At 66.0% G+C, this 17,924-nt stretch carries 17 protein-coding genes and 1 riboswitch; of the genes, 10 read left to right on the forward strand and 7 right to left on the reverse strand.

Going from position 1 to position 17,924, the window contains the following annotated elements:
- Positions 1-414, forward strand: a complete 414-nt coding sequence (locus tag ATO9_RS05710) for a hypothetical protein (RefSeq protein ID WP_043746566.1) — start codon at positions 1-3, stop codon at positions 412-414.
- A 165-nt stretch (positions 415-579) separates the two neighbouring features.
- On the opposite strand, the gene ATO9_RS05715 is transcribed toward ATO9_RS05710, so the two are convergent.
- From ATO9_RS05715 to ATO9_RS05725, 3 genes are all read right to left on the reverse strand, one after another.
- Positions 580-1,998 (reverse strand): MATE family efflux transporter, encoded by a 1,419-nt coding sequence (locus tag ATO9_RS05715; RefSeq protein WP_052418131.1) that lies wholly within the window; start codon positions 1,996-1,998, stop codon positions 580-582.
- Between the two features lie 182 nt (positions 1,999-2,180).
- Positions 2,181-3,125: a nickel/cobalt transporter gene (locus ATO9_RS05720; RefSeq protein ID WP_043746569.1), complete on the reverse strand. Its 945-nt coding sequence runs from the start codon at positions 3,123-3,125 to the stop codon at positions 2,181-2,183.
- Positions 3,107-3,772 (reverse strand): DUF1007 family protein, encoded by a 666-nt coding sequence (locus ATO9_RS05725; RefSeq protein ID WP_043746572.1) that lies wholly within the window; start codon positions 3,770-3,772, stop codon positions 3,107-3,109. The genes ATO9_RS05720 and ATO9_RS05725 overlap by 19 nt, the downstream gene beginning before the upstream one ends.
- A 177-nt stretch (positions 3,773-3,949) precedes the next feature.
- On the opposite strand from ATO9_RS05725, the gene ATO9_RS05730 reads away from it, so the two are divergent.
- Both ATO9_RS05730 and ATO9_RS05735 read left to right on the forward strand, forming a co-directional pair.
- Entirely contained in the window at positions 3,950-4,918 is a 969-nt protein-coding gene (locus ATO9_RS05730; protein WP_238318671.1) for a cyclase family protein, read from the forward strand.
- A gap of 349 nt (positions 4,919-5,267) precedes the next feature.
- Positions 5,268-5,696, forward strand: coding sequence for an SRPBCC family protein (locus ATO9_RS05735; RefSeq protein ID WP_043746576.1), 429 nt, complete (start codon positions 5,268-5,270; stop codon positions 5,694-5,696).
- 49 nt (positions 5,697-5,745) lie between these two features.
- On the opposite strand, the gene ppk2 is transcribed toward ATO9_RS05735, so the two are convergent.
- A complete protein-coding gene (gene ppk2, locus ATO9_RS05740; protein ID WP_052418132.1) occupies positions 5,746-6,720 on the reverse strand; it encodes a polyphosphate kinase 2 in 975 nt (324 codons plus the stop codon).
- A gap of 122 nt (positions 6,721-6,842) precedes the next feature.
- Between ppk2 and ATO9_RS05745 the strand changes: the two genes are divergently transcribed.
- The 6 genes from ATO9_RS05745 (at position 6,843) to ATO9_RS05770 (ending at position 13,293) form a co-directional block, all read left to right on the forward strand.
- Positions 6,843-7,718, forward strand: a complete 876-nt coding sequence (locus ATO9_RS05745) for an alpha/beta fold hydrolase (RefSeq protein ID WP_043746579.1) — start codon at positions 6,843-6,845, stop codon at positions 7,716-7,718.
- Between the two features lie 57 nt (positions 7,719-7,775).
- Positions 7,776-7,934: riboswitch (FMN riboswitch) on the forward strand.
- 71 nt (positions 7,935-8,005) lie between these two features.
- Positions 8,006-8,440, forward strand: a complete 435-nt coding sequence (locus ATO9_RS05750; RefSeq protein ID WP_043746582.1) for a 6,7-dimethyl-8-ribityllumazine synthase — start codon at positions 8,006-8,008, stop codon at positions 8,438-8,440.
- Positions 8,441-8,615: 175 nt separating this feature from the next.
- Positions 8,616-9,275: a TIGR02453 family protein gene (locus ATO9_RS05755; RefSeq protein ID WP_043746585.1), complete on the forward strand. Its 660-nt coding sequence runs from the start codon at positions 8,616-8,618 to the stop codon at positions 9,273-9,275.
- Positions 9,276-9,486: 211 nt separating this feature from the next.
- On the forward strand, positions 9,487-11,445 hold the full coding sequence (parE, locus tag ATO9_RS05760; protein ID WP_043746588.1) for a DNA topoisomerase IV subunit B: 1,959 nt from the start codon (positions 9,487-9,489) through the stop codon (positions 11,443-11,445).
- Between the two features lie 154 nt (positions 11,446-11,599).
- Complete coding sequence (locus ATO9_RS05765) at positions 11,600-11,992, forward strand: TadE/TadG family type IV pilus assembly protein (RefSeq protein WP_043746591.1); 393 nt, start codon at positions 11,600-11,602, stop codon at positions 11,990-11,992.
- A gap of 47 nt (positions 11,993-12,039) precedes the next feature.
- On the forward strand, positions 12,040-13,293 hold the full coding sequence (locus ATO9_RS05770; RefSeq protein WP_043747378.1) for a pilus assembly protein TadG-related protein: 1,254 nt from the start codon (positions 12,040-12,042) through the stop codon (positions 13,291-13,293).
- A 222-nt stretch (positions 13,294-13,515) separates the two neighbouring features.
- Here ATO9_RS05770 and scpA read toward each other — a convergent pair whose 3' ends face one another.
- Together scpA and ATO9_RS05780 are read right to left on the reverse strand one after the other, a co-directional pair.
- On the reverse strand, positions 13,516-15,645 hold the full coding sequence (scpA, locus tag ATO9_RS05775; RefSeq protein ID WP_043746595.1) for a methylmalonyl-CoA mutase: 2,130 nt from the start codon (positions 15,643-15,645) through the stop codon (positions 13,516-13,518).
- A 59-nt stretch (positions 15,646-15,704) separates the two neighbouring features.
- On the reverse strand, positions 15,705-16,712 hold the full coding sequence (locus ATO9_RS05780; protein ID WP_156127801.1) for a hypothetical protein: 1,008 nt from the start codon (positions 16,710-16,712) through the stop codon (positions 15,705-15,707).
- Between the two features lie 132 nt (positions 16,713-16,844).
- Between ATO9_RS05780 and ATO9_RS05785 the strand changes: the two genes are divergently transcribed.
- Positions 16,845-17,366, forward strand: a complete 522-nt coding sequence (locus ATO9_RS05785; RefSeq protein WP_081979463.1) for a DUF4174 domain-containing protein — start codon at positions 16,845-16,847, stop codon at positions 17,364-17,366.
- A 28-nt stretch (positions 17,367-17,394) separates the two neighbouring features.
- On the opposite strand, the gene ATO9_RS05790 is transcribed toward ATO9_RS05785, so the two are convergent.
- Positions 17,395-17,913, reverse strand: coding sequence for a hypothetical protein (locus ATO9_RS05790; RefSeq protein WP_043746598.1), 519 nt, complete (start codon positions 17,911-17,913; stop codon positions 17,395-17,397).
- Between the last annotated feature and the right edge of the window lie 11 nt (positions 17,914-17,924).

Raw genomic sequence — 17,924 nt, forward strand, 5'->3', positions numbered from 1 at the left:
ATGGCTGGCGAATTGCCCCCGTATTATTTCCGCGTCCGCGACAATGGCGCCTTTGCCTTCCGCGTTCACGCCGCCGACCGCGCGCGCCGGATCGAGATGGAACAGATCGCGGTCATCAACATCCGCAACGGCGAGATCAAGCCGCATGGCGACCGCGCCCTGACCGACGAGGATGTCGCCGCGATCAAGGAATGGATGCAGGACCGGGTCGAGACGCTGGCGGCGCGGGATATCGACGACATCTTCCGCTCGGTCGACGTGCTGAACCAGACGGCCCATTGGGCGCAGACCAAGGCCACCGAAGACCAGCTGGAGCTGGTGACCGACGCGCTTCTGCTGTCCATGCACGACCTGCGCACGGTGCTGGTGCGCAAGAAGGCGGACCGGGTTCTGAAGGAACGCGGCATGGCCTGAGGGGGCTGTTTGCAAGCGGCTGGCGGTTCAGAGCGATGTGACGCCTTTGCCTGCAACGAAGACAAGCTCTCGACCGCCTTTTGACGGCTCAACTATCCCACCCCATGGCAATACGCTGATCGTGGTCCCGCCCGGCGGCACCGCCGGGCAGCGCCGACCCACCCCTCAGCTACCGGTCGGCCCCAGTGGCGGTGTCTGGACCGGCGGATCGGGTGGCAGGGCGGCGTCGCGGCGGACGAGCTCGGGGTAGACGCGGCGCCAGAACCACAGCATCAGCAGCACCGCCGCCGTGGCCAGACCGGCGGCCAGGCCCAGCCAGATACCGACCCCGCCCCAGCCCAGGCCGAAGCCCATGCCATAGGCCACCGGCACCCCGATCACCCAGTAGCTGACCACCGCGATCAGCATCGGCACGCGGGTGTTCTGCACCCCGCGCAGCAGCCCCACGGCCATGATCTGCGCCGCGTCGCCTGTCTGGAACAGGGCCGCCGCCGCCAGCAGCGGCACGCCGATGGCAATGACCATGTCACGCTTGGGATCGCCGGGATCGAGGAACAGGCCGATCATCGATTCGGGCAGCGCGAGGAAGAGCACGATGGTCAGTGCCACGACCATGCCCGACAGCGCGATGGCCGTCACGGCGCCGTCGCGCAGCCCCTGCCAATCCGCCGCCCCAAGCGCCCGGCCCGCGCGGATCGTGGCCGCATTGGACAGGCCCACATGGATCATGAAGACGACCGAGATGATCTGCAGCGCGATACCATGCGCCGCCAGGAACCCGGCGCCCAGCCACCCCATCATGAAGGAGGAAGCGGTGAACAGCCCGACCTCGGACAGGGTGGTCAGGCCGATCGGCGCGCCAAGGTGGAAGACCCGGAAGAAGGCCTCCCAATCCGGGCGCCAGAGGCGCTGGAACAGCGCATGTTCCGGCAATGTGCGGCGGATATAGGCCACCAGCAGCAGCATCGAGGCCAGGTGCGTGATGGTCGAGGCGATGGCGGCGCCGTGGATGCCCAGCTCGGGGAAGCCGAAGAGGCCGAAGATCAGCAGCGCATTGGCGATGGCATTGACGACCACCGCGGCCAGGGTGATCCAGAGGATGATCCGCGTCCGCTCCAGCGCCGAGAGGTAGCTTTTCAGCACCATGACGATCAGCGCCGGCACGATGCCCCAGCCCGCGATGTCGAGGTAATTGTCCGCCAGCCGCGCCACGTCGGGCTCCTGCCCCGTGGCGCGCAGGATCGGCCCAGCGGACAGCATCGGCGCCAGCAGCAGCAGCGAGAAGAGCACCACCAGCCACATCGACATGCGCGTCACCCGGCGGGCCTGGGTTTCATCGCCCTTGGCCTCGGCCTCGGCGACGAGGGGGGTGACGGCCCAGGCAAAGCCCGACCCGGTGATGAAGATCGCGAAGAAGAACCCACCCGCCAAGACCTGCGCCGCCAGCGCGGTGACGTCGTACCAGCCCAGCATCATCGCATCGGTCAGCGTGATGGCGAATTGCGCCACGTGCGAGCCGATCAGCGGCAGGCCGAGCGACATCAGCGCCGCGGCATGTTTGCGATATGGATTCTGGGTGGCCATGTCCCCCCTTATGTCGGGCGCGCGGACGCGGCAAGGGGCGCGGCTTGCAGGCTCGGCAAGGTCGGGTATGCGTCTGGATCGGACGTTTCCCGCGGGCGGCGGCCGGGTCGGAGGGGCGCTGCCCCTCGGCCTGCGGCCTCACCCCGGAGTATTTCCGGCAAGATGAAGCAGGGGCGCGCGCCTCAGAGCACGCGGAGCGCGAGAGAGACCGCGATGGCGCAGATCAGCGCCCCGAAGGCCAGTTCCGTCAGGGCGGCGGCGCGCGCGGCCTGGGTCGCGTCGGGCAGCGCCTGCCCGATCCGGTCGAGGCTGGAGCGGCGCAGCGTCACCGCAGCGAAGGCCGCGAGGATCGTGATCGAGGCCGTGCCCAGCCCCATGGCGAAGGTCCCGGCAATGCCCGCGGGCAGGATGTCCATCCGCCAGGAGATGATCAGCAGGAAAAGCGCGCCGGTACAGGGCCGCACGGCAATCGCGCCGATCAGGGCCAGCGCGTCGCGCAGGGAATGGACCCGGGCGGCGTCTTCGGGCGTGGGGGCATGGGCATGGCCGCAGCCGCAATCGGGACCGTGGGCGTGATCATGGTGGTGATCGTGATCGTGGTGGTGATGAGGCGCATGGGCCGCGCGGCTGCGGGTCAGGGCGCGTAGCCCTCGCAGGGCCAGCCAGGCGCCGACACCGGCAATCGCCAGGTAGGAGATCGCCGTCAGCGTGGTATCGGCCAGCCCGGTGACGCGGTCGCGGGTCCAGCCCAGCAGGCCGATCCCGGCCAGCACCAGCAGCACCGCCGTGGCCGATTGCGCGAGGCTGGAAAGCAGCGCGAGCCCCGCCAACCGGGTCGCCGCCACGGGCCGCCCCATGCCGTAGCCGCCGATCAGCAGCTTGCCATGGCCCGGCCCTGCCGCGTGGAAGAGACCATAGAGGAAGGCCACGCCCATCAGCCCCGCCAGCGCGCCCGGTTCACCGGTGCGCAGGGCGCGCAGGGTGCGGGCGAGCGCATTCTGGGCGTCACGCTGGCCGGCGGCGGCCCAGGCCTCGATCTGGGTCATGCCGCCGCCCCACCAGAGCCAGATCACCACCGGGAGGATCAGCGCCAGCGGCAGCCAGCGGATCAATCCTGCGGCGCGCATGCGATCGTCACCGTTTCGGCGAAGAGATGGCCCAGCAGCGGCACATCCGTCGCGGTTTCGGGGAAGGCGGCCATGACCTCCTGCGCCTCGCGGTAGGCCTCGTCCTGATCGGGGGCGATGATCCGCGCCTCGCAGGGGGCGGTGGCAGACGCGGCACCGGTCAGGGTGACGCCACGGGTCATGTCATAGGCAGTGTAGAATTCCGGATCGAAGGCGCGCATCTGCGTGCCCTTTGCCACAACGCGCTCGGCCAGGATGCGGCGATGGCGGGAGATGATCCGCCCCTCCACCACCTCGATCCCGAGGTCTTCGGGCGGGCCGAGCGTGACCTCGGCACCCTCGGGGCCGGTCATGACCAGATCGCCGTTATAGCCCTCGATCCATTGCAGGTCCCAGCCCTGGATGCGGGCGGTTTCAGCCTCGGTCAAGGTGCCGTCGGCATCGTCGTCGAGGCCCATATCCTGCAGCACCAGCAGGGAATAGAAATCGTCATAGGCCCAGGTGACCTGCACCGCGCCGATCGTGCCGTCGGCCTGCAGTTCGACCACGATCCCGGTATCGACGAAGATATGCGGATGCGCGCCGCCCGGGGCGGCGGTCAGCGCCCAGATCAGGGCGGGCAGGGTCAGGCGGAATGCGGGTCTCATGCCCCTGATCTACCCGCCGGCGCGGAGGCCCACAAGCGGACGATCCGCATCCCCCCGCCCGCCTGCGACTTGCCGCCGCAGCGCGGCGTGACAAGGCGGGGCAGTTTTCCTAACGTCACCCCAGCGATGCGGCGGGAGGAACTTATTTCCGCATTGCGAAACCGGGAGGAGAGAACCTTGAATATATTTCTGAAACCGGCCCTGGCCGGGCTGGTATCCTGTGCCCTGATGTCAGGCGCGGCCCTGGCCGAGAGCCATGCCGACATGAGCTGGACCGAAAGCAAATACGGCCCCGACGACGAGATCGGCGCGGCCAACCTGCTGACGCCGGAGCGGGCAAAAATGGCCGCAGAGCTGGTGACCGAGGGCAAGACCTATTCGCTGGGCCTGACGCTGGACAGTTCCGTCCCCGCCTTTGCACCACGGTCGATGTCGATCGCGATCCTGCAGCCCGGCCAGGTCAACAATTCCGGTCTGGGCCCGACCGAGACGACCTATAACGACGACATCTTCATGGGGTGGCTGGGCATCGGATCGCAGATCGACGGGCTGGGCCATATCGGGGTCGATCACACCTATTACAACGGGTTCGAAGGGTCGGATTTCGTGGCTGCCGACGGGATGACCAAGCTGGGCATCGAGAAGGTTCCGCCGATCGTGACCCGGGGCGTGCTGCTGAACATGGCCGCCTATTACGGGCAGGACATGCTGGACGAGGGCACCGCCTATACCCGCGAGGACATCATGGCCGCTGCCGACCAGCAGGGCGTGGAGATTCGCGAGGGCGACGTGGTGCTGTTCCATTCCGGCTGGCTGGACCTGCTGAAGGAAGAGACCCGGGATGCGGCCCGCTATGGCTCGGTCGAGCCGGGGCTGGGCAAGACCGGCGCCGAATACCTGGCCGAGATCGGGGTCGTCGCCGTGGGCGCCGATACCTGGGGGCTGGAGGCCGTGCCCTTCGAGGAAGGCGTCGGCGTGTTCGAGGTGCACCAGATCCTGCTGGCGCATAACGGGATCTACATCCTTGAAAACATGGTCACCGAGGAAATGGCCGCCGATGGCGTGACGGAGTTCATGTTCGTCCTGGGCCAGGCCAAGGTGCGCGGCGCCGTCCAGATGATCATCAATCCGGTGGCGATCCGGTAGGAGGCCACGGTACGTCGCCGGACGGATGGTGGGCCTTTCGGGGCCCGCCATCCGATCAGGCCATGGGAGCGAAGGGTAACGACAGTCGAAGCCATAGCACCGGCGACGGCAGCGGGCGGGTCCGACAGGGTCCGCCCGTCTTGTTTTTTTCGCCGTTTTGTTTTTGGCCTTTCTGTATTCGCCCGTTCTGGGTTCGGCGTCGCCTGTCGCCACGGAAACCGACCGGCGACCGTCCCTGCCCGTCACAAGGCTTGACCCGGGGCGGTTCGGCGGGTGCAGATGGAACCGGGGCGGTCCCTCGCCCTGGCGCGGCCGCCCGGCGCGCCTGTTTTCGCAAACGAGTGAGACCATGACCCTGGATCTGCCCCTGCGCCTGTCGCGCACCATTCCCGCCGAACGGGAGAAGGTCTTTGACGCCTGGCTGGACCCGGCACTGATGCAGATATTCCTCTGCCCCGAAGAGGGCAGCATGGCAAAGGTCAAGAACAATGCGACCGAGGGCGGGCGCTTTGACATCCTGATGGAGGGCGGCCCCGATGACGAGGGCGTGCCGCATTGGGGCGAGTATCGCGTCATCGACCGGCCGGAGCGGCTGGATTTCACCTGGAACTCCCCGCATGCCGCGCCGGACAGCCTGGTTCACCTGACCTTCGAGGACAGCAAGGACGGCACGCATGTCCGGCTGGTCCACGATTGCTTTCCGTCCGAAGAGGCACGGGACGGGCATGAAAAGGGCTGGACCTCGATCCTGGAAAAGCTGGAAGCGGCGCTGGACTGACTGGTCCAGAAATGACCGGAGTGGGCTGGCAGCCAACCGGACCGGCGCCTTACGGCGCGCGGCGCAGGTCGGGATGCAGCGCGGTGCCCAGCATGTGGTCGCTGTTGTGGATCACGTGATGGGCGGTGGACACGATCTTGGGATCGGGCGCATGGGCGATGCGGTGATCCTTGCCGGGATAGTCGATCGAGCTGAGAAAATGCAGCATGCAGTTCAACCGGGCGCGTTTCTTGTCGTCGGACTTGATGATCGTCCAGGGCGCATCGGCGGTGTCGGTGTAGAAGAACATCGCCTCCTTCGCCTCGGTGTAATCCTCCCACTTGTCGAGGCTGGCCTTGTCGATGGGTGACAATTTCCAGCGTTTCAGCGGGTCGGTTTCGCGGGCCAGGAAGCGGGCGCGCTGTTCTTCCTGCGTGACGGAGAACCAGTACTTGTAGAGCCGGATGCCCGACCGGGTCAGCATCCGCTCCAGTTCCGGCGTCTGGCGCATGAATTCGAGGTACTCGGTCGGCTCGCAGAAGCCCATGACCCGTTCGACACCGGCGCGGTTGTACCAGGACCGGTCATACAGCACCATTTCGCCCGAAGTAGGCAGGTGCTCGACATAGCGCTGGAAGAACCACTGGCCCTTTTCTGCCTCGCTCGGCTTGTTCAGCGCCACGACGCGGGCGTGACGCGGGTTCAGATGTTCGGTGAACCGCTTGATCGTGCCGCCCTTGCCGGCGGCGTCGCGGCCTTCGAACAGAAGCACGAATTTCTCGCCGCTCTCCTGCGCCCAGAGCTGCACCTTGAGAAGTTCGGCCTGCAACTTGGCCTTCATCGACTCGTAGCTGCGGCGCGACATCCGCTTGTCATAGGGGTAATCCCCGGCCTCGAAGGCCCGGCGCAGGGCATCGGTCGAGGTGGGGGAGGCCACGGGCGGCTGCACCTCTTCGACGGGTGCGGCAACAGCGGACGGTACGGCCTGCAGGATCGGTTCGGAGGCGTCGGTCGTGCTGGGATCATTGGAGAGGGTCTGCGTCATCGGGGCCTCCTGCAGGGACGGGATCAATCTGTGTGAACGAGCCGATCCTAGCCGCCTGACGCGGCATCCGCCTTGATCGGGGTCAAGATCGCGGTAGGCTCCGCCGCAGGGAGGATTTCACGATGCATGAACGCGATATAACGCTGCGCGGGCGGCGCTTTCACCTGAGGGAATGGGGCAGCGGGGCGGATCACCCGACTGTGCTGATGCTGCATGGCTTCCCCGAGTTCGGCGGCGCCTGGGAAGGGCTGGCAGAGCGTCTGTCGGACCGGTTCCATTGCGTGGCCCCCGACCAGCGCGGCTTTGGCCAGAGCGATGCCCCGGCAGAGGTCGAGGCCTACAGGATCACTGAACTGGTCGGCGACATGGCCGCGCTGATCGAAACGCTGGGCGGCCCGCTGATCGTCATCGGGCACGATTGGGGCGCGGCAGTGGCCTATGGGCTGGCGACGATGCGACCCGACCTGGTGGAGCGGCTGATCATCCTGAACGGCGTGCATCCCGGCCCCTTCCAGAAGGCGCTGGCCACGGGCGGGCCGCAGGCGGAGGCGTCGCAATACATGCTCTATCTGCGTCGTGACGGGTCGGAGGAGCGGCTGGCGGCGGACAATTACGCCAAGCTTCTGGCGCTCTTCGCCGAACACATGGATTTCAGCTGGATGACGCCGGAGCTTCGCGAGCGCTACATCGCGGAATGGTCGCGGCCCGGACGGCTGCGCGGCATGGTGAACTGGTACCGCGCCTCGGGGGTGAAGATCCCCGCCCCGGGGGAGGTGCTCGATATACCCGATCTGCCCGTCGACAAGTTCCATGTGCCGATGCCGCATCTGCTGATCTGGGGGCCGGGCGATACCGCGCTGCTACCCGAGGCGACCGAGGGTCTGGAGGCCTATTGCGCCGACCTGACCCGGATCGAGATCCCCGGCGCCGATCACTGGGTGATCCACCAGGAAACCGATGCCGTCGCCGGCCATATCCGCGACTGGTTGCAGCGCTAAGGCAGGTCGTCTGTGCATCTTTGCACTTGTCTGTGCCGCGTCGCGGTGATCTGATCGGCGCGTTCTCAGGGCGGGGCGGAATTCCCCACCGGCGGTATGCGGGCGACGCCCCGTAAGCCCGCGAGCGCCCCGGCCCGGCCAAGATGGCTCCGGGGGTCAGCAGACCAGGTGAGAGGCCTGGGCCGACGGTCATAGTCCGGATGGAAGAGAACGAGCGACGCGGCCCCATCGGGCGGCGTGGCCCGTGATCGCCTTGGGTGACGTGTCTGTTGCGAAAGGAGATCACCATGACACACACCCGCTATGCCTTCATCAAGGCCAACTGGCATTCCGATATCGTCACCCGCGCATTGGACGGGTTCTGCGAGCTGATCCCGGCGGACCAGGTCGATGTCTACGACGTGCCCGGCGCCTTCGAGATGCCGTTGCTGGCACGCGACCTGGCCGCGTCGGGGCGCTATGCGGCGGTGGCCGCGGCGGCGCTGGTCGTCGATGGCGGCATCTACCGGCATGATTTCGTGGCTCAGGCCGTGGTCGACGGGCTGATGCGTGCGGGCCTCGACAGTGGCGTGCCGGTCCTGTCGGTGTCGCTGACCCCGCATCATTTCCAGGAAACCCAGCATCACACCCGCATCTATGCCGAGCATTTCGTCCAGAAGGGGCGCGAGGCGGCAGAGGCGGCGCTGATGATCGGCCGGACGCGGGCGGCGCTGGCCGCCTGATCCGGCCCCGGCAGCACGCTGACGGCGGCAAGAGCCACATTGGCCGAAGGGTCAATGGCAAGAGCCTGTCAGGACGCCGCATCCGCGGGCTTGGCGAAACCGGCGAGGCGGATCAGGATGGGGTAACTTGCGACCCGATCCAACCCGCCCGCCACCGCCACCCGGAGCCCGACACATGAGCGACGCCTTCGATCAGCTGATCCCCGATGCGCAGGATTTCTGCCGGCGCCTGGCCGACAACAACACCCGCGACTGGTACCAGGACCACAAGGACGAATATACCACCCGGCTGAAACGCCCGGCGGAATTGCTGCTGGATACGCTGCGCCCGCGGCTGGCGGCGCTGACCGGCGGCCCGGCCCGCACCAAGCTGTTCCGGATCAACCGCGACCTGCGTTTCGCCAAGGGCCAGCCGCCCTACAAGGATTACCTGCACATGCTTTGGTACGCGCCCGATGACGGGCTGGCCCCGCTGGGCTGGTTCCTGGGCATCGAGAAGACGCGCGTCCGGGTCGGGGCCGGATACATGAGCCTGGAGGGCGCCGCGCTGACCCGCTGGCGCGAGGTGATGGGCGGCGACGCGGGCGCCGAGATCGCCGCCGGGATCGAGGCCGAACTGGCCAGCGGCGCGGAGATGCGGGAGCCGGCGCTGAAGCGCGTTCCCTCCCCCTACGGCCAGGATCACCCGCGCGGCGCATTCCTGCGGCGCAAGGGCATGGCGGTCTTTCGTGACATCCCCGCCCCCGAAACGGACCTGCCCGGCGCGGTGATGGCGGAGTTCGAAGGGCTCTGGCCCATCTTCGGCCCGCTTCACGCGGCGCTCAACCGCCTTTGAAGCCAACACTGAGATCGACGTAATCCAAAGGAGCGCCGCAAGCGGCGCATTTCCTCTACTCGGTATTTTGCGCTGCAAAATCCCTCGGATTGCCTCCGGCGGGAGTATTTTTGGCAAGATGAAGCTTCGTGGAGGCGCAGGCCTGCATCCATGGCTTGTAGGGACCGGTGCGGGCCTGCCATAATGGGGCAAACAACGAAAAGAGCTTCCCATGGCCGACGATCTGCTGAGCGAGACAGTTTCCGATACCTATGACGCCTCCTCCATCGAGGTTCTGGAGGGGCTGGAGCCCGTTCGAAAACGGCCCGGCATGTATATTGGCGGCACCGATGAACGGGCGCTGCACCACCTTGTGGCCGAGGTCCTGGACAATTCCATGGACGAGGCTGTGGCGGGTCATGCCAACCGGATCGAGGTGGAGCTGCACGCGGACAATTCGATCACCATCCGCGACAATGGCCGCGGCATGCCCTTCGATCCACATCCCAAGTTTCCCGGCAAGTCGGCACTGGAAGTGATCCTGTGCACGCTGCATGCGGGCGGCAAGTTTTCCGGCAAAAGCTATGAGACTTCAGGCGGTTTGCACGGTGTCGGCGCATCGGTCGTGAACGCGCTGTCGGATTCGCTGGTCGTCCAGGTGGCGCGCGACCGCAAGCTGGTGGAGCAGCGGTTTTCCCGTGGCACGCCGCTGGGCCCGCTGGAGGAAATCGGCGCGGCCCCGAACCGGCGCGGCACCACCACGACCTTTCATCCCGACGCCGAGATCTTCGGGTCGCACAAGTTCAAGCCGGCGCGGCTGTTCAAGTCGATCCGGTCCAAGGCCTACCTGTTCTCGGGCGTCGAGATCCGCTGGAAAAGCGCGGTCGAAGATGGCGAGACGCCGCAGGAGGCCGTGTTCCACTTCCCCGGCGGCCTGGCCGATTACCTGAAGGAATCACTGACCGGGGCGATGACCTATTCCGACGAGGCCTTTGCGGGCCGCGTGGATTTCCAGGGCCGCTTCGGCGTGCCGGGCCGCGTGGAATGGGCGATCAACTGGACGCCGGTGCGGGACGGGTTCGTGCAATCCTATTGTAACACCGTGCCCACGCCCGAGGGCGGCACCCATGTGGCGGGGTTCTGGGCCGCGATCCTGAAGGGGATCAAGGCCTATGGCGAGCTGGTCAACAACCGCAAGGCCGCGCAGATCACCCGTGACGACCTGATGGCCGGGGGCTGCGCGCTGGTGTCGTGCTTTATCCGCGAGCCGGAATTCGTCGGCCAGACCAAGGACCGGCTGGCCACCGTCGAGGCGCAGCGCCTGGTGGAAAACGCCGTGCGCGACCATTTCGACAACTGGCTGGCCGCAGACACGAAATCCGCCGGCGCGATCCTGGATTTCCTCATCCTGCGGGCCGAGGAGCGGCAGCGCCGCCGCCAGGAAAAGGAAACCCAGCGGAAAACGGCGACCAAGAAGCTGCGCCTGCCCGGCAAGCTGACCGATTGTACCGCGACCAACCGCGACGGGACCGAGCTGTTCATCGTCGAGGGCGATTCGGCCGGCGGCTCGGCCAAGATGGGGCGCGACCGGAAGACCCAGGCGCTGTTGCCGCTGAAGGGCAAGATCCTGAACGTGCTGGGCGCGGCCAGCAACAAGATCGGCACCAACCAGGAAATCAACGACCTGTGCCAGGCCATGGGCGTTGGCATCGGCACCAAGTTCAACATCGACGATCTGCGCTATGACAAGATCATCATCATGACCGACGCGGATGTCGACGGCGCGCATATCGCGTCGCTGCTGATGACCTTCTTCTTCACCCAGATGCGGCCGCTGATCGACAAGGGGCACCTCTACCTGGCCTGTCCGCCGCTTTACCGCCTGACGCAGGGCGCGACCCGCGTCTATTGCGCCGACGAGGCCGAGCGCGACGCCTGGCTGGAAAAGGGCCTGGGCGGCAAGGGCAAGATCGAGGTGAGCCGCTTCAAGGGCCTGGGCGAGATGGACGCCAAGGACCTGAAAGAGACCACCATGGACGCGAAGACCCGCAAGCTGATCCGCGTGACGGTGGACGAGGATGCGCCGGGCGAGACCGGTGACCTGGTGGAACGGCTTATGGGCAAGAAACCCGAGATGCGGTTCCAGTACATCCAGGAAAACGCACGCTTCGTCGAAGGGCTGGACGTCTAGCCTGTTGAATTTGCTCTTTTAAGAGATTGTGAAGATTTGCGGCCACGGTCGCGGGGTCTTCGCATTTCCGTCACGTTTCTGCCCGGATTGGCGGGATAACTGTCCTTTGTCTCACTCAACGGGTCGCTGCGGCCCGGCAGGCAAAGGCAAGGGAATGAAGAAATTGCTGCACAGGTTCCGTACCGGGGAAGACGGAACCGCCACCATCGAATCGGTCCTCTGGATACCGATCTTCGTCTGGATCCTCGTCCTGATCGTCAACGCGTCGATGATCATCTTCGAGAAGAACCAGGCCTACCGCATCGTCCAGAATGCCAACCGCATCCTGTCGACCGGCTACATGCAGACCGAAGCGGAAGTCGAAAGCTACATCGCGGCACAGCTTCAGGACATCGCCCCCTCGGCATCGGTGACCACCACGATCGCGAACGGGGTCGTGACCTCGGACGTGTCCTACCAGGTGTCGGATGTCTTCATGCCCCATGTGGTGACGGAATTGCTGAACGTCTGGGTGACGATCTCGGCGCAACATTTCATGGAGTACTGATGATGGTTCGCTGGCTCACCCGCTACGGGAGGCGCGATGAGGGGAGCATGACGCTTCTGGGGATTTACGTCCTGGCCGGGGGTCTGCTGATCTCGGCCTTCGCGATCGACTTTGCCTACCTGCTGTCGGCACGCACGCAGCTTCAGGTGGCGGCCGATTCCGCCGCCCATGCCGCGCTCTATTTCCGCGAGACCAACACCGAGGAGCAATCCAAGCTGAAGGCCGTGGAAATGGCCCAGCACGACATGCCCGCTTCGGAATACGGTGCGGTGCTGGAGGCCGAGGATGTCGAATTCGGCAACTGGGACTACGCCACGAAGACCTTCACGCCCGCCTCCGGGTCGATGGAGGCCGTCCGCGTGCGCCCCAGCCGGATCGAGGCCAAAGGCAATGCTGTCGCCGTCTTCCTGTTCCGCCTGCTGGACCGCCCGGAATGGGACGTGGCCGCCCAGGCGATCTTCGTCACCTTCCAGCCGCATTGCTTCCGCGAGGGGTTCGTCGCGCAGGGGGTGGTCGACATCCAGTCCAACAACGGCTTTGCCGACGGGTTCTGCCTGCATTCCAACACCTACGTGTCCGTGAACCAGAACAACACGTTCGAGGCGGGCACCGTCGTCTCCATGCCCGACAGCAACGATATCAACATGCCGCGCTCGGGCTTCGAGAAGAACGAGGGCCTGCAGGCGGCGCTGCGCAACGGATTTTACCGGCTGCGGATGCTGCTGAAGCTCGATGAGGTCTATGATTCGCTCTATTTCGGCTATGGCGATCACGTGCCCGATTACATCACCGCCAGCGTGCCCATCGTGCTGAGTGACACCAAGCTGGGGGTCACGGATTTCGAGCAGGGCCGGATCCACAGGCTGACCTGTGGCGGGCAGACGATCAATATCGATGGCGGGATCACCCTGCGAAATATCGTCATCATCACCGATTGCGATATCAAGTTCGGCAACGACCTGGCGTTGGTGGATTCGATCGTCTTCACCCGGTCGACGGCGACCAAGAGCATCTATTCCGCCTCCGGGCTGCGCATCGGCGACGATGACGGCTGTGCCGAAGGCGGCGGGGCGCAGATCATCACCTATGGTGGCGTCGACGTGGCCGCAGACATGCATATGTATGGCGGCCAGATCATCGCCATGGGCGATGTGGCCTTTGCCGCGAATGCCAATGGCATCCAGGGCGCGTCGATCCTGGCCAAGGGCACGATCTCGGGCACGTCAAACATGGATATGGGGTTCTGCGGGACCGGCATGGATGATAATTTCGAAGCCCAGTATTTCCGCCTGGCGCTTTGATCCTGCCGCGGTTGCCCGCTTGGTGGCCACCGATTTTTCGAGACATGCAGCGGGGTCCCTGACGGGACCGGCCGGGGGCTCTGCCCCCGGACCCCCGGGATATTTATCGGCCAGATGAAAGGGGGGCGCGGGACGGGATGGAGGCGGTGCGCGCCCGTTCCCTGAACGCGAAACAGGGGGCCGAGGCCCCCTGTTCGATGGCTTGGCTGTCGTGAGGGGCGCCTAGGCGCGGGCCTCGCGGATCAGCTTGAGGATGTCCTGCGCGGCGGCGGGGATATTCGTGCCGGGGCCGAAGATCGCCTTCACGCCGGCCTTTTTCAGGAAGTCGTAATCCTGCTGCGGGATCACGCCGCCGCAGATCACGATGATATCGCCGGCATCCTTTTCCTTCAGCGCCTCGATCAGCTGCGGCGCGAGGGTCTTGTGACCGGCGGCCTGGGACGAGATGCCGACGACATGCACGTCGTTGTCGATCGCGTCCTGCGCGGCCTCGTCCGGGGTCTGGAAGAGCGGGCCGACATCCACGTCGAAACCGATATCGGCAAAGGCGGTGGCGATCACCTTGGCGCCGCGGTCATGGCCGTCCTGGCCCATCTTGACGACGAGCAGGCGGGGGCGGCGGCCCTCTTCCTCGGCGAAGGCCTCGATATCCTTCTGGATCGCGGCAAAGCCCTCGTCGCCTTCATAGGCGGCGCCGTAGACACCGGCGAGCGTCTTGACCTCGGCCCGGTGGCGGCCGAATTCCTTCTCCATTGCCATGCTGATTTCCCCTACGGTGGCCCGGGCACGCGCGGCTTCGACCGCGGCTTCCAGGAGGTTGCCGCCTTCCTTGGCGCGGCGGGTCAGTTCGTCGAGCGCCTTGGTGCAGGCGTCTTCGTCACGCTCTGCGCGGATGCGCTCCAGCGCCTTCACCTGGCTGTCGCGAACCTTGACGTTGTCGACATCGAGGATGTCGATCGGGTCTTCCTTGTCCTTGCGGTACTTGTTGACGCCGACGATCACGTCCTCGCCACGGTCGATCAGGGCCTGACGGCGGGCCGCCGATTCCTCGATCCGCAGCTTGGGCATGCCGGAGGCCACGGCCTTGGTCATGCCGCCCATTTCCTCGACCTCTTCGATCAGGGCCCAGGCTTTCTCAATCAGTTCGTTGGTCAGGCTTTCCACGTAGTAGGAGCCGGCCAGCGGGTCGACCACATTGGTGATGCCGGTTTCCTCCTGCAGGATCAGCTGCGTGTTCCGCGCGATGCGGGCCGAGAAATCGGTGGGCAGGGCGATGGCTTCGTCCAGGGCGTTGGTGTGCAGCGACTGGGTGCCGCCCAGGACCGCCGACAGCGCCTCGTAGGCGGTGCGGATGACGTTGTTGTAGGGGTCCTGTTCCTGCAGTGACACGCCCGAGGTCTGGCAGTGCGTCCGCAGCATCTTGGATTTCTCCTGCTCCGCACCGAACTCGGTCATGATGCGGTGCCACAGGGTGCGGGCCGCGCGCAGCTTGGCCGCTTCCATGAAGAAGTTCATGCCGATGGCAAAGAAGAAGGACAGGCGGCCGGCGAACTTGTCGACATCCATCCCGGCCTCGATCGCCGCCTTCACGTATTCGCGGCCATCGGCGAGGGTGAAGGCAAGCTCCTGCACCAGGTTCGCGCCGGCTTCCTGCATGTGGTAGCCGGAGATCGAGATGGAGTTGAAGCGCGGCATCTCGTTCGAGGTGTATTCGATGATGTCGGAGATGATCCGCATCGAGGGCTGGGGCGGATAGATATAGGTGTTCCGCACCATGAATTCCTTGAGGATGTCGTTCTGGATCGTGCCGGACAGGACGGATTTGTCATGGCCCTGTTCCTCGCCGGTCACGATGAAATTCGCGAGGATCGGGATCACCGCGCCGTTCATCGTCATCGAGACGGAAACCTGGTCCAGCGGGATGCCGTCGAAGAGGATCTTCATGTCCTCGACGCTGTCGATGGCGACGCCCGCCTTGCCGACATCGCCCACCACGCGGGGGTGGTCGCTGTCATAGCCGCGGTGCGTGGCGAGGTCGAAGGCGACCGAGACGCCCTGCTGACCGGCGGCGAGGTTGCGGCGGTAGAAGGCGTTGGATTCCTCGGCGGTGGAGAAGCCCGCATACTGGCGGATCGTCCAGGGGCGGCCGGCATACATCGTCGCCTTGGGGCCGCGGGTGAACGGGCCGAACCCGGGCATGGAGCCCATATGCTCAAGCCCTTCCGTATCCTCTTCGGTGTAGAGCGGCTTGACCTTGATCCCTTCAAGGGTTTCCCAGTCGAGATCGGAGAGCGGCTTGCCCCGCAGCTCCTTCGCGGCAAGCTCTGCCCATGCGTCCTTCTTCGATGCCATCTGTTCTTCCTCTTCCTAGGGCCAGCCGGCGGATGTGTCCCCGCTCGGGCCGGTCCGGTTTACCCTGATCCGGCCAGGGGCGGCCGGTGCGTCATGTGATCCGTGGTGGTGCGGGCGATATGGCCCGCCGCTGCGCGCCAGGGCGCATCGGCTAGCTGCGCCAGCCCCTCTGCCCCTGCACGCAGCCAATAGAGATCGTCCTGGTAGTCCTCGCGCAGGGCGGCCTGCTGGACCCGGTCGAAGGGTTGCCAATGGCCATCCGGCCCCTCGGTGAGCGCGGTCAGACCGGTGGGCTGGCCCTTGGCCCGGCGCGCCTTGCGCAACTCTGCCACGTTGGGCGCGCGGTTCAGCCAGACCCGCGCATGCGCCGACGGGCCGTGCAGTTCTCCGCCCGTCAGGTGCCACAGCCGCCGTTCGGGCAGGCCCGCCATGGCCTCGTGCGGGATCACGGTCAGCCGTGCCTCGGGCGCGACGCGGGCGATGTCGCGGATCACGTGCTGCCAGAGGCGCGGCTGGTCCACCAGCGCCTGCAACAGGTCATTGCCCGGCAGATCCATACCGCGATGCACCGCAAAGGCCAGGCAGGAGCGCCAATAGGCCTCCTGATCGCGGACCGACAGGGCGATGCGCGTGACCCGGCCGCCAAAGGCGCCAAGGTAGCGGGACAGCCGGTCCCCAACATCGGGGTAGAGCCGCCGCTTGCGCAGGTTGCGGCGCGGGGCGCCCAGCATGTTCTCGTCACTGACGATCAGGTGGCGCAGCCCGGTGGCGCGCACCCGGTCCAGGTTCAAGGCGATACGCTGGCAGGCCAGGTCATATTGCCGTTCCGGGCTGATCGCGGAGCCCCGGTCCTCGTGGAGCAGGCCGGCGAACAGGCCGCCACGCGTGCGATGCGGCCCCCAGAACCCGACCCCGTGCCGCGCCAGCGTTTCGGCGTTTTCCCGCAGGTAGCGCTGGAAAGAGGTCGTGGCGGTGCGATGCGCGCCGATATGCAGCGTGATGTCCATGGGCCGGGCCTTTGTGGGCCGCACGGGGCGGCGCAGGGGGATGGGACGAATGCGATGCATTATCCCCTCCCACCCGTGACAAAGGTCTTAACTCCGGTCACAGTCCCGACACCGGACGCGAAAACGGGCGCCCCGCCCATGGCGAAACCCTGCCGACCGCCTATATCGGTAAGGACAGGAGAGACGACACAGATGACAGCCCCCCTGACCCGATCGCCCTTGACCAAGGCCTTGGCCCTGCTTGCAATTCTGGCCGCCACACCGCTTGCCGCGCAGGAGGCGACAGCCGCCCCCGGCGATGAAACCGGAAGCGGGGCCGAAGCAACGGACGGCATTTTCCCGGAAGAACGGCCCGATACGCTGGACGGTCTGAAATGGGAGAAACGGGTGCTGGTCGTCTTTGCCGACAGCCCCAACGACCCGTCGTTCCGGCGCCAGATGACGGCGCTGCGCGAACGGCCCCTGCCCCTGCTGGACCGCGACGTCGTGGTGTTCACCGACACCGAACCGGACGGCGACAGCGGGCTGCGACGGACGTTCCGGCCCCGCGGTTTCATGCTGGTGCTGGTCGGCAAGGACGGGCAGATCAAGCTGCGCAAACCCTTCCCCTGGGACGTGCGTGAATTGTCGAATTCCATCGACAAGACGCCGCTGCGCCAGCAGGAAATCCGCGACGCGCAGGGCGAACGTTCGCAGGGCGTGGTGCCGGAATAGGCCAGCCGTTGATCCGCGCGGGGCGCCATCACAGGTCCCCCCGGACGTAGTAGATCAGCCGCGTCACCCGATCGAGCAGGATCAGCGCATCGTCTTCCAGGTCGAGGATCAGAACCGCCTCGGGCCGCATCAGCGAATTGTAATAGCCCTGCTGCACCGGTGCGGTCATGCAGGACCGCGCCCCGGCCCCGGCAGCCAGAACGGCAACGCCAGCGGGCAGGTTCTTGGAGGCGATTTCCTCGGAAATCATGTTGGGCGAGAAATCGGGATTGTCGAAGGCCACGGCCTGGCCACGCCCGATCCGCGAAAACGCCTCTTCCACGCTGCCGACGATGGGGACGGCGGATTTCACCTCTCCGATATGGGCGGCGTAGACGCCCACCATGCAGCCGAGTTGCTGTTCGAAATAGAGCGTCTTGCCCGGGTGCAGCAGCCGGGCAACGTGGTTGCGTACCTCATCCTCCCGGTCGGAGCAGGCAGAGAGCGTCAGCGCCGCAAGGGCCGCGGCGCCGGTCTTGTTGAGGATGGAGCGGTGTCGATGCCGCATGAGACGGACCT

This window comes from Pseudooceanicola atlanticus (assembly GCF_000768315.1).
In the GTDB taxonomy this organism is placed as follows: domain Bacteria; phylum Pseudomonadota; class Alphaproteobacteria; order Rhodobacterales; family Rhodobacteraceae; genus Pseudooceanicola; species Pseudooceanicola atlanticus.

What these genes read in the sequence shown, in the direction of transcription:
- ATO9_RS05710 (WP_043746566.1), top strand. Translation starts at nt 1, where the DNA reads ATGGCTGGCGAATTGCCCCCGTATTATTTCCGCGTCCGCGACAATGGC.
- ATO9_RS05715 (WP_052418131.1), bottom strand. Translation starts at nt 1,998, where the DNA reads ATGGCCACCCAGAATCCATATCGCAAACATGCCGCGGCGCTGATGTCG.
- ATO9_RS05720 (WP_043746569.1), bottom strand. Translation starts at nt 3,125, where the DNA reads ATGCGCGCCGCAGGATTGATCCGCTGGCTGCCGCTGGCGCTGATCCTC.
- ATO9_RS05725 (WP_043746572.1), bottom strand. Translation starts at nt 3,772, where the DNA reads ATGAGACCCGCATTCCGCCTGACCCTGCCCGCCCTGATCTGGGCGCTG.
- ATO9_RS05735 (WP_043746576.1), top strand. Translation starts at nt 5,268, where the DNA reads ATGACCCTGGATCTGCCCCTGCGCCTGTCGCGCACCATTCCCGCCGAA.
- ppk2 (WP_052418132.1), bottom strand. Translation starts at nt 6,720, where the DNA reads ATGACGCAGACCCTCTCCAATGATCCCAGCACGACCGACGCCTCCGAA.
- ATO9_RS05745 (WP_043746579.1), top strand. Translation starts at nt 6,843, where the DNA reads ATGCATGAACGCGATATAACGCTGCGCGGGCGGCGCTTTCACCTGAGG.
- ATO9_RS05750 (WP_043746582.1), top strand. Translation starts at nt 8,006, where the DNA reads ATGACACACACCCGCTATGCCTTCATCAAGGCCAACTGGCATTCCGAT.
- ATO9_RS05755 (WP_043746585.1), top strand. Translation starts at nt 8,616, where the DNA reads ATGAGCGACGCCTTCGATCAGCTGATCCCCGATGCGCAGGATTTCTGC.
- parE (WP_043746588.1), top strand. Translation starts at nt 9,487, where the DNA reads ATGGCCGACGATCTGCTGAGCGAGACAGTTTCCGATACCTATGACGCC.
- ATO9_RS05765 (WP_043746591.1), top strand. Translation starts at nt 11,600, where the DNA reads ATGAAGAAATTGCTGCACAGGTTCCGTACCGGGGAAGACGGAACCGCC.
- ATO9_RS05770 (WP_043747378.1), top strand. Translation starts at nt 12,040, where the DNA reads ATGACGCTTCTGGGGATTTACGTCCTGGCCGGGGGTCTGCTGATCTCG.
- scpA (WP_043746595.1), bottom strand. Translation starts at nt 15,645, where the DNA reads ATGGCATCGAAGAAGGACGCATGGGCAGAGCTTGCCGCGAAGGAGCTG.
- ATO9_RS05780 (WP_156127801.1), bottom strand. Translation starts at nt 16,712, where the DNA reads ATGCATCGCATTCGTCCCATCCCCCTGCGCCGCCCCGTGCGGCCCACA.
- ATO9_RS05785 (WP_081979463.1), top strand. Translation starts at nt 16,845, where the DNA reads ATGACAGCCCCCCTGACCCGATCGCCCTTGACCAAGGCCTTGGCCCTG.
- ATO9_RS05790 (WP_043746598.1), bottom strand. Translation starts at nt 17,913, where the DNA reads ATGCGGCATCGACACCGCTCCATCCTCAACAAGACCGGCGCCGCGGCC.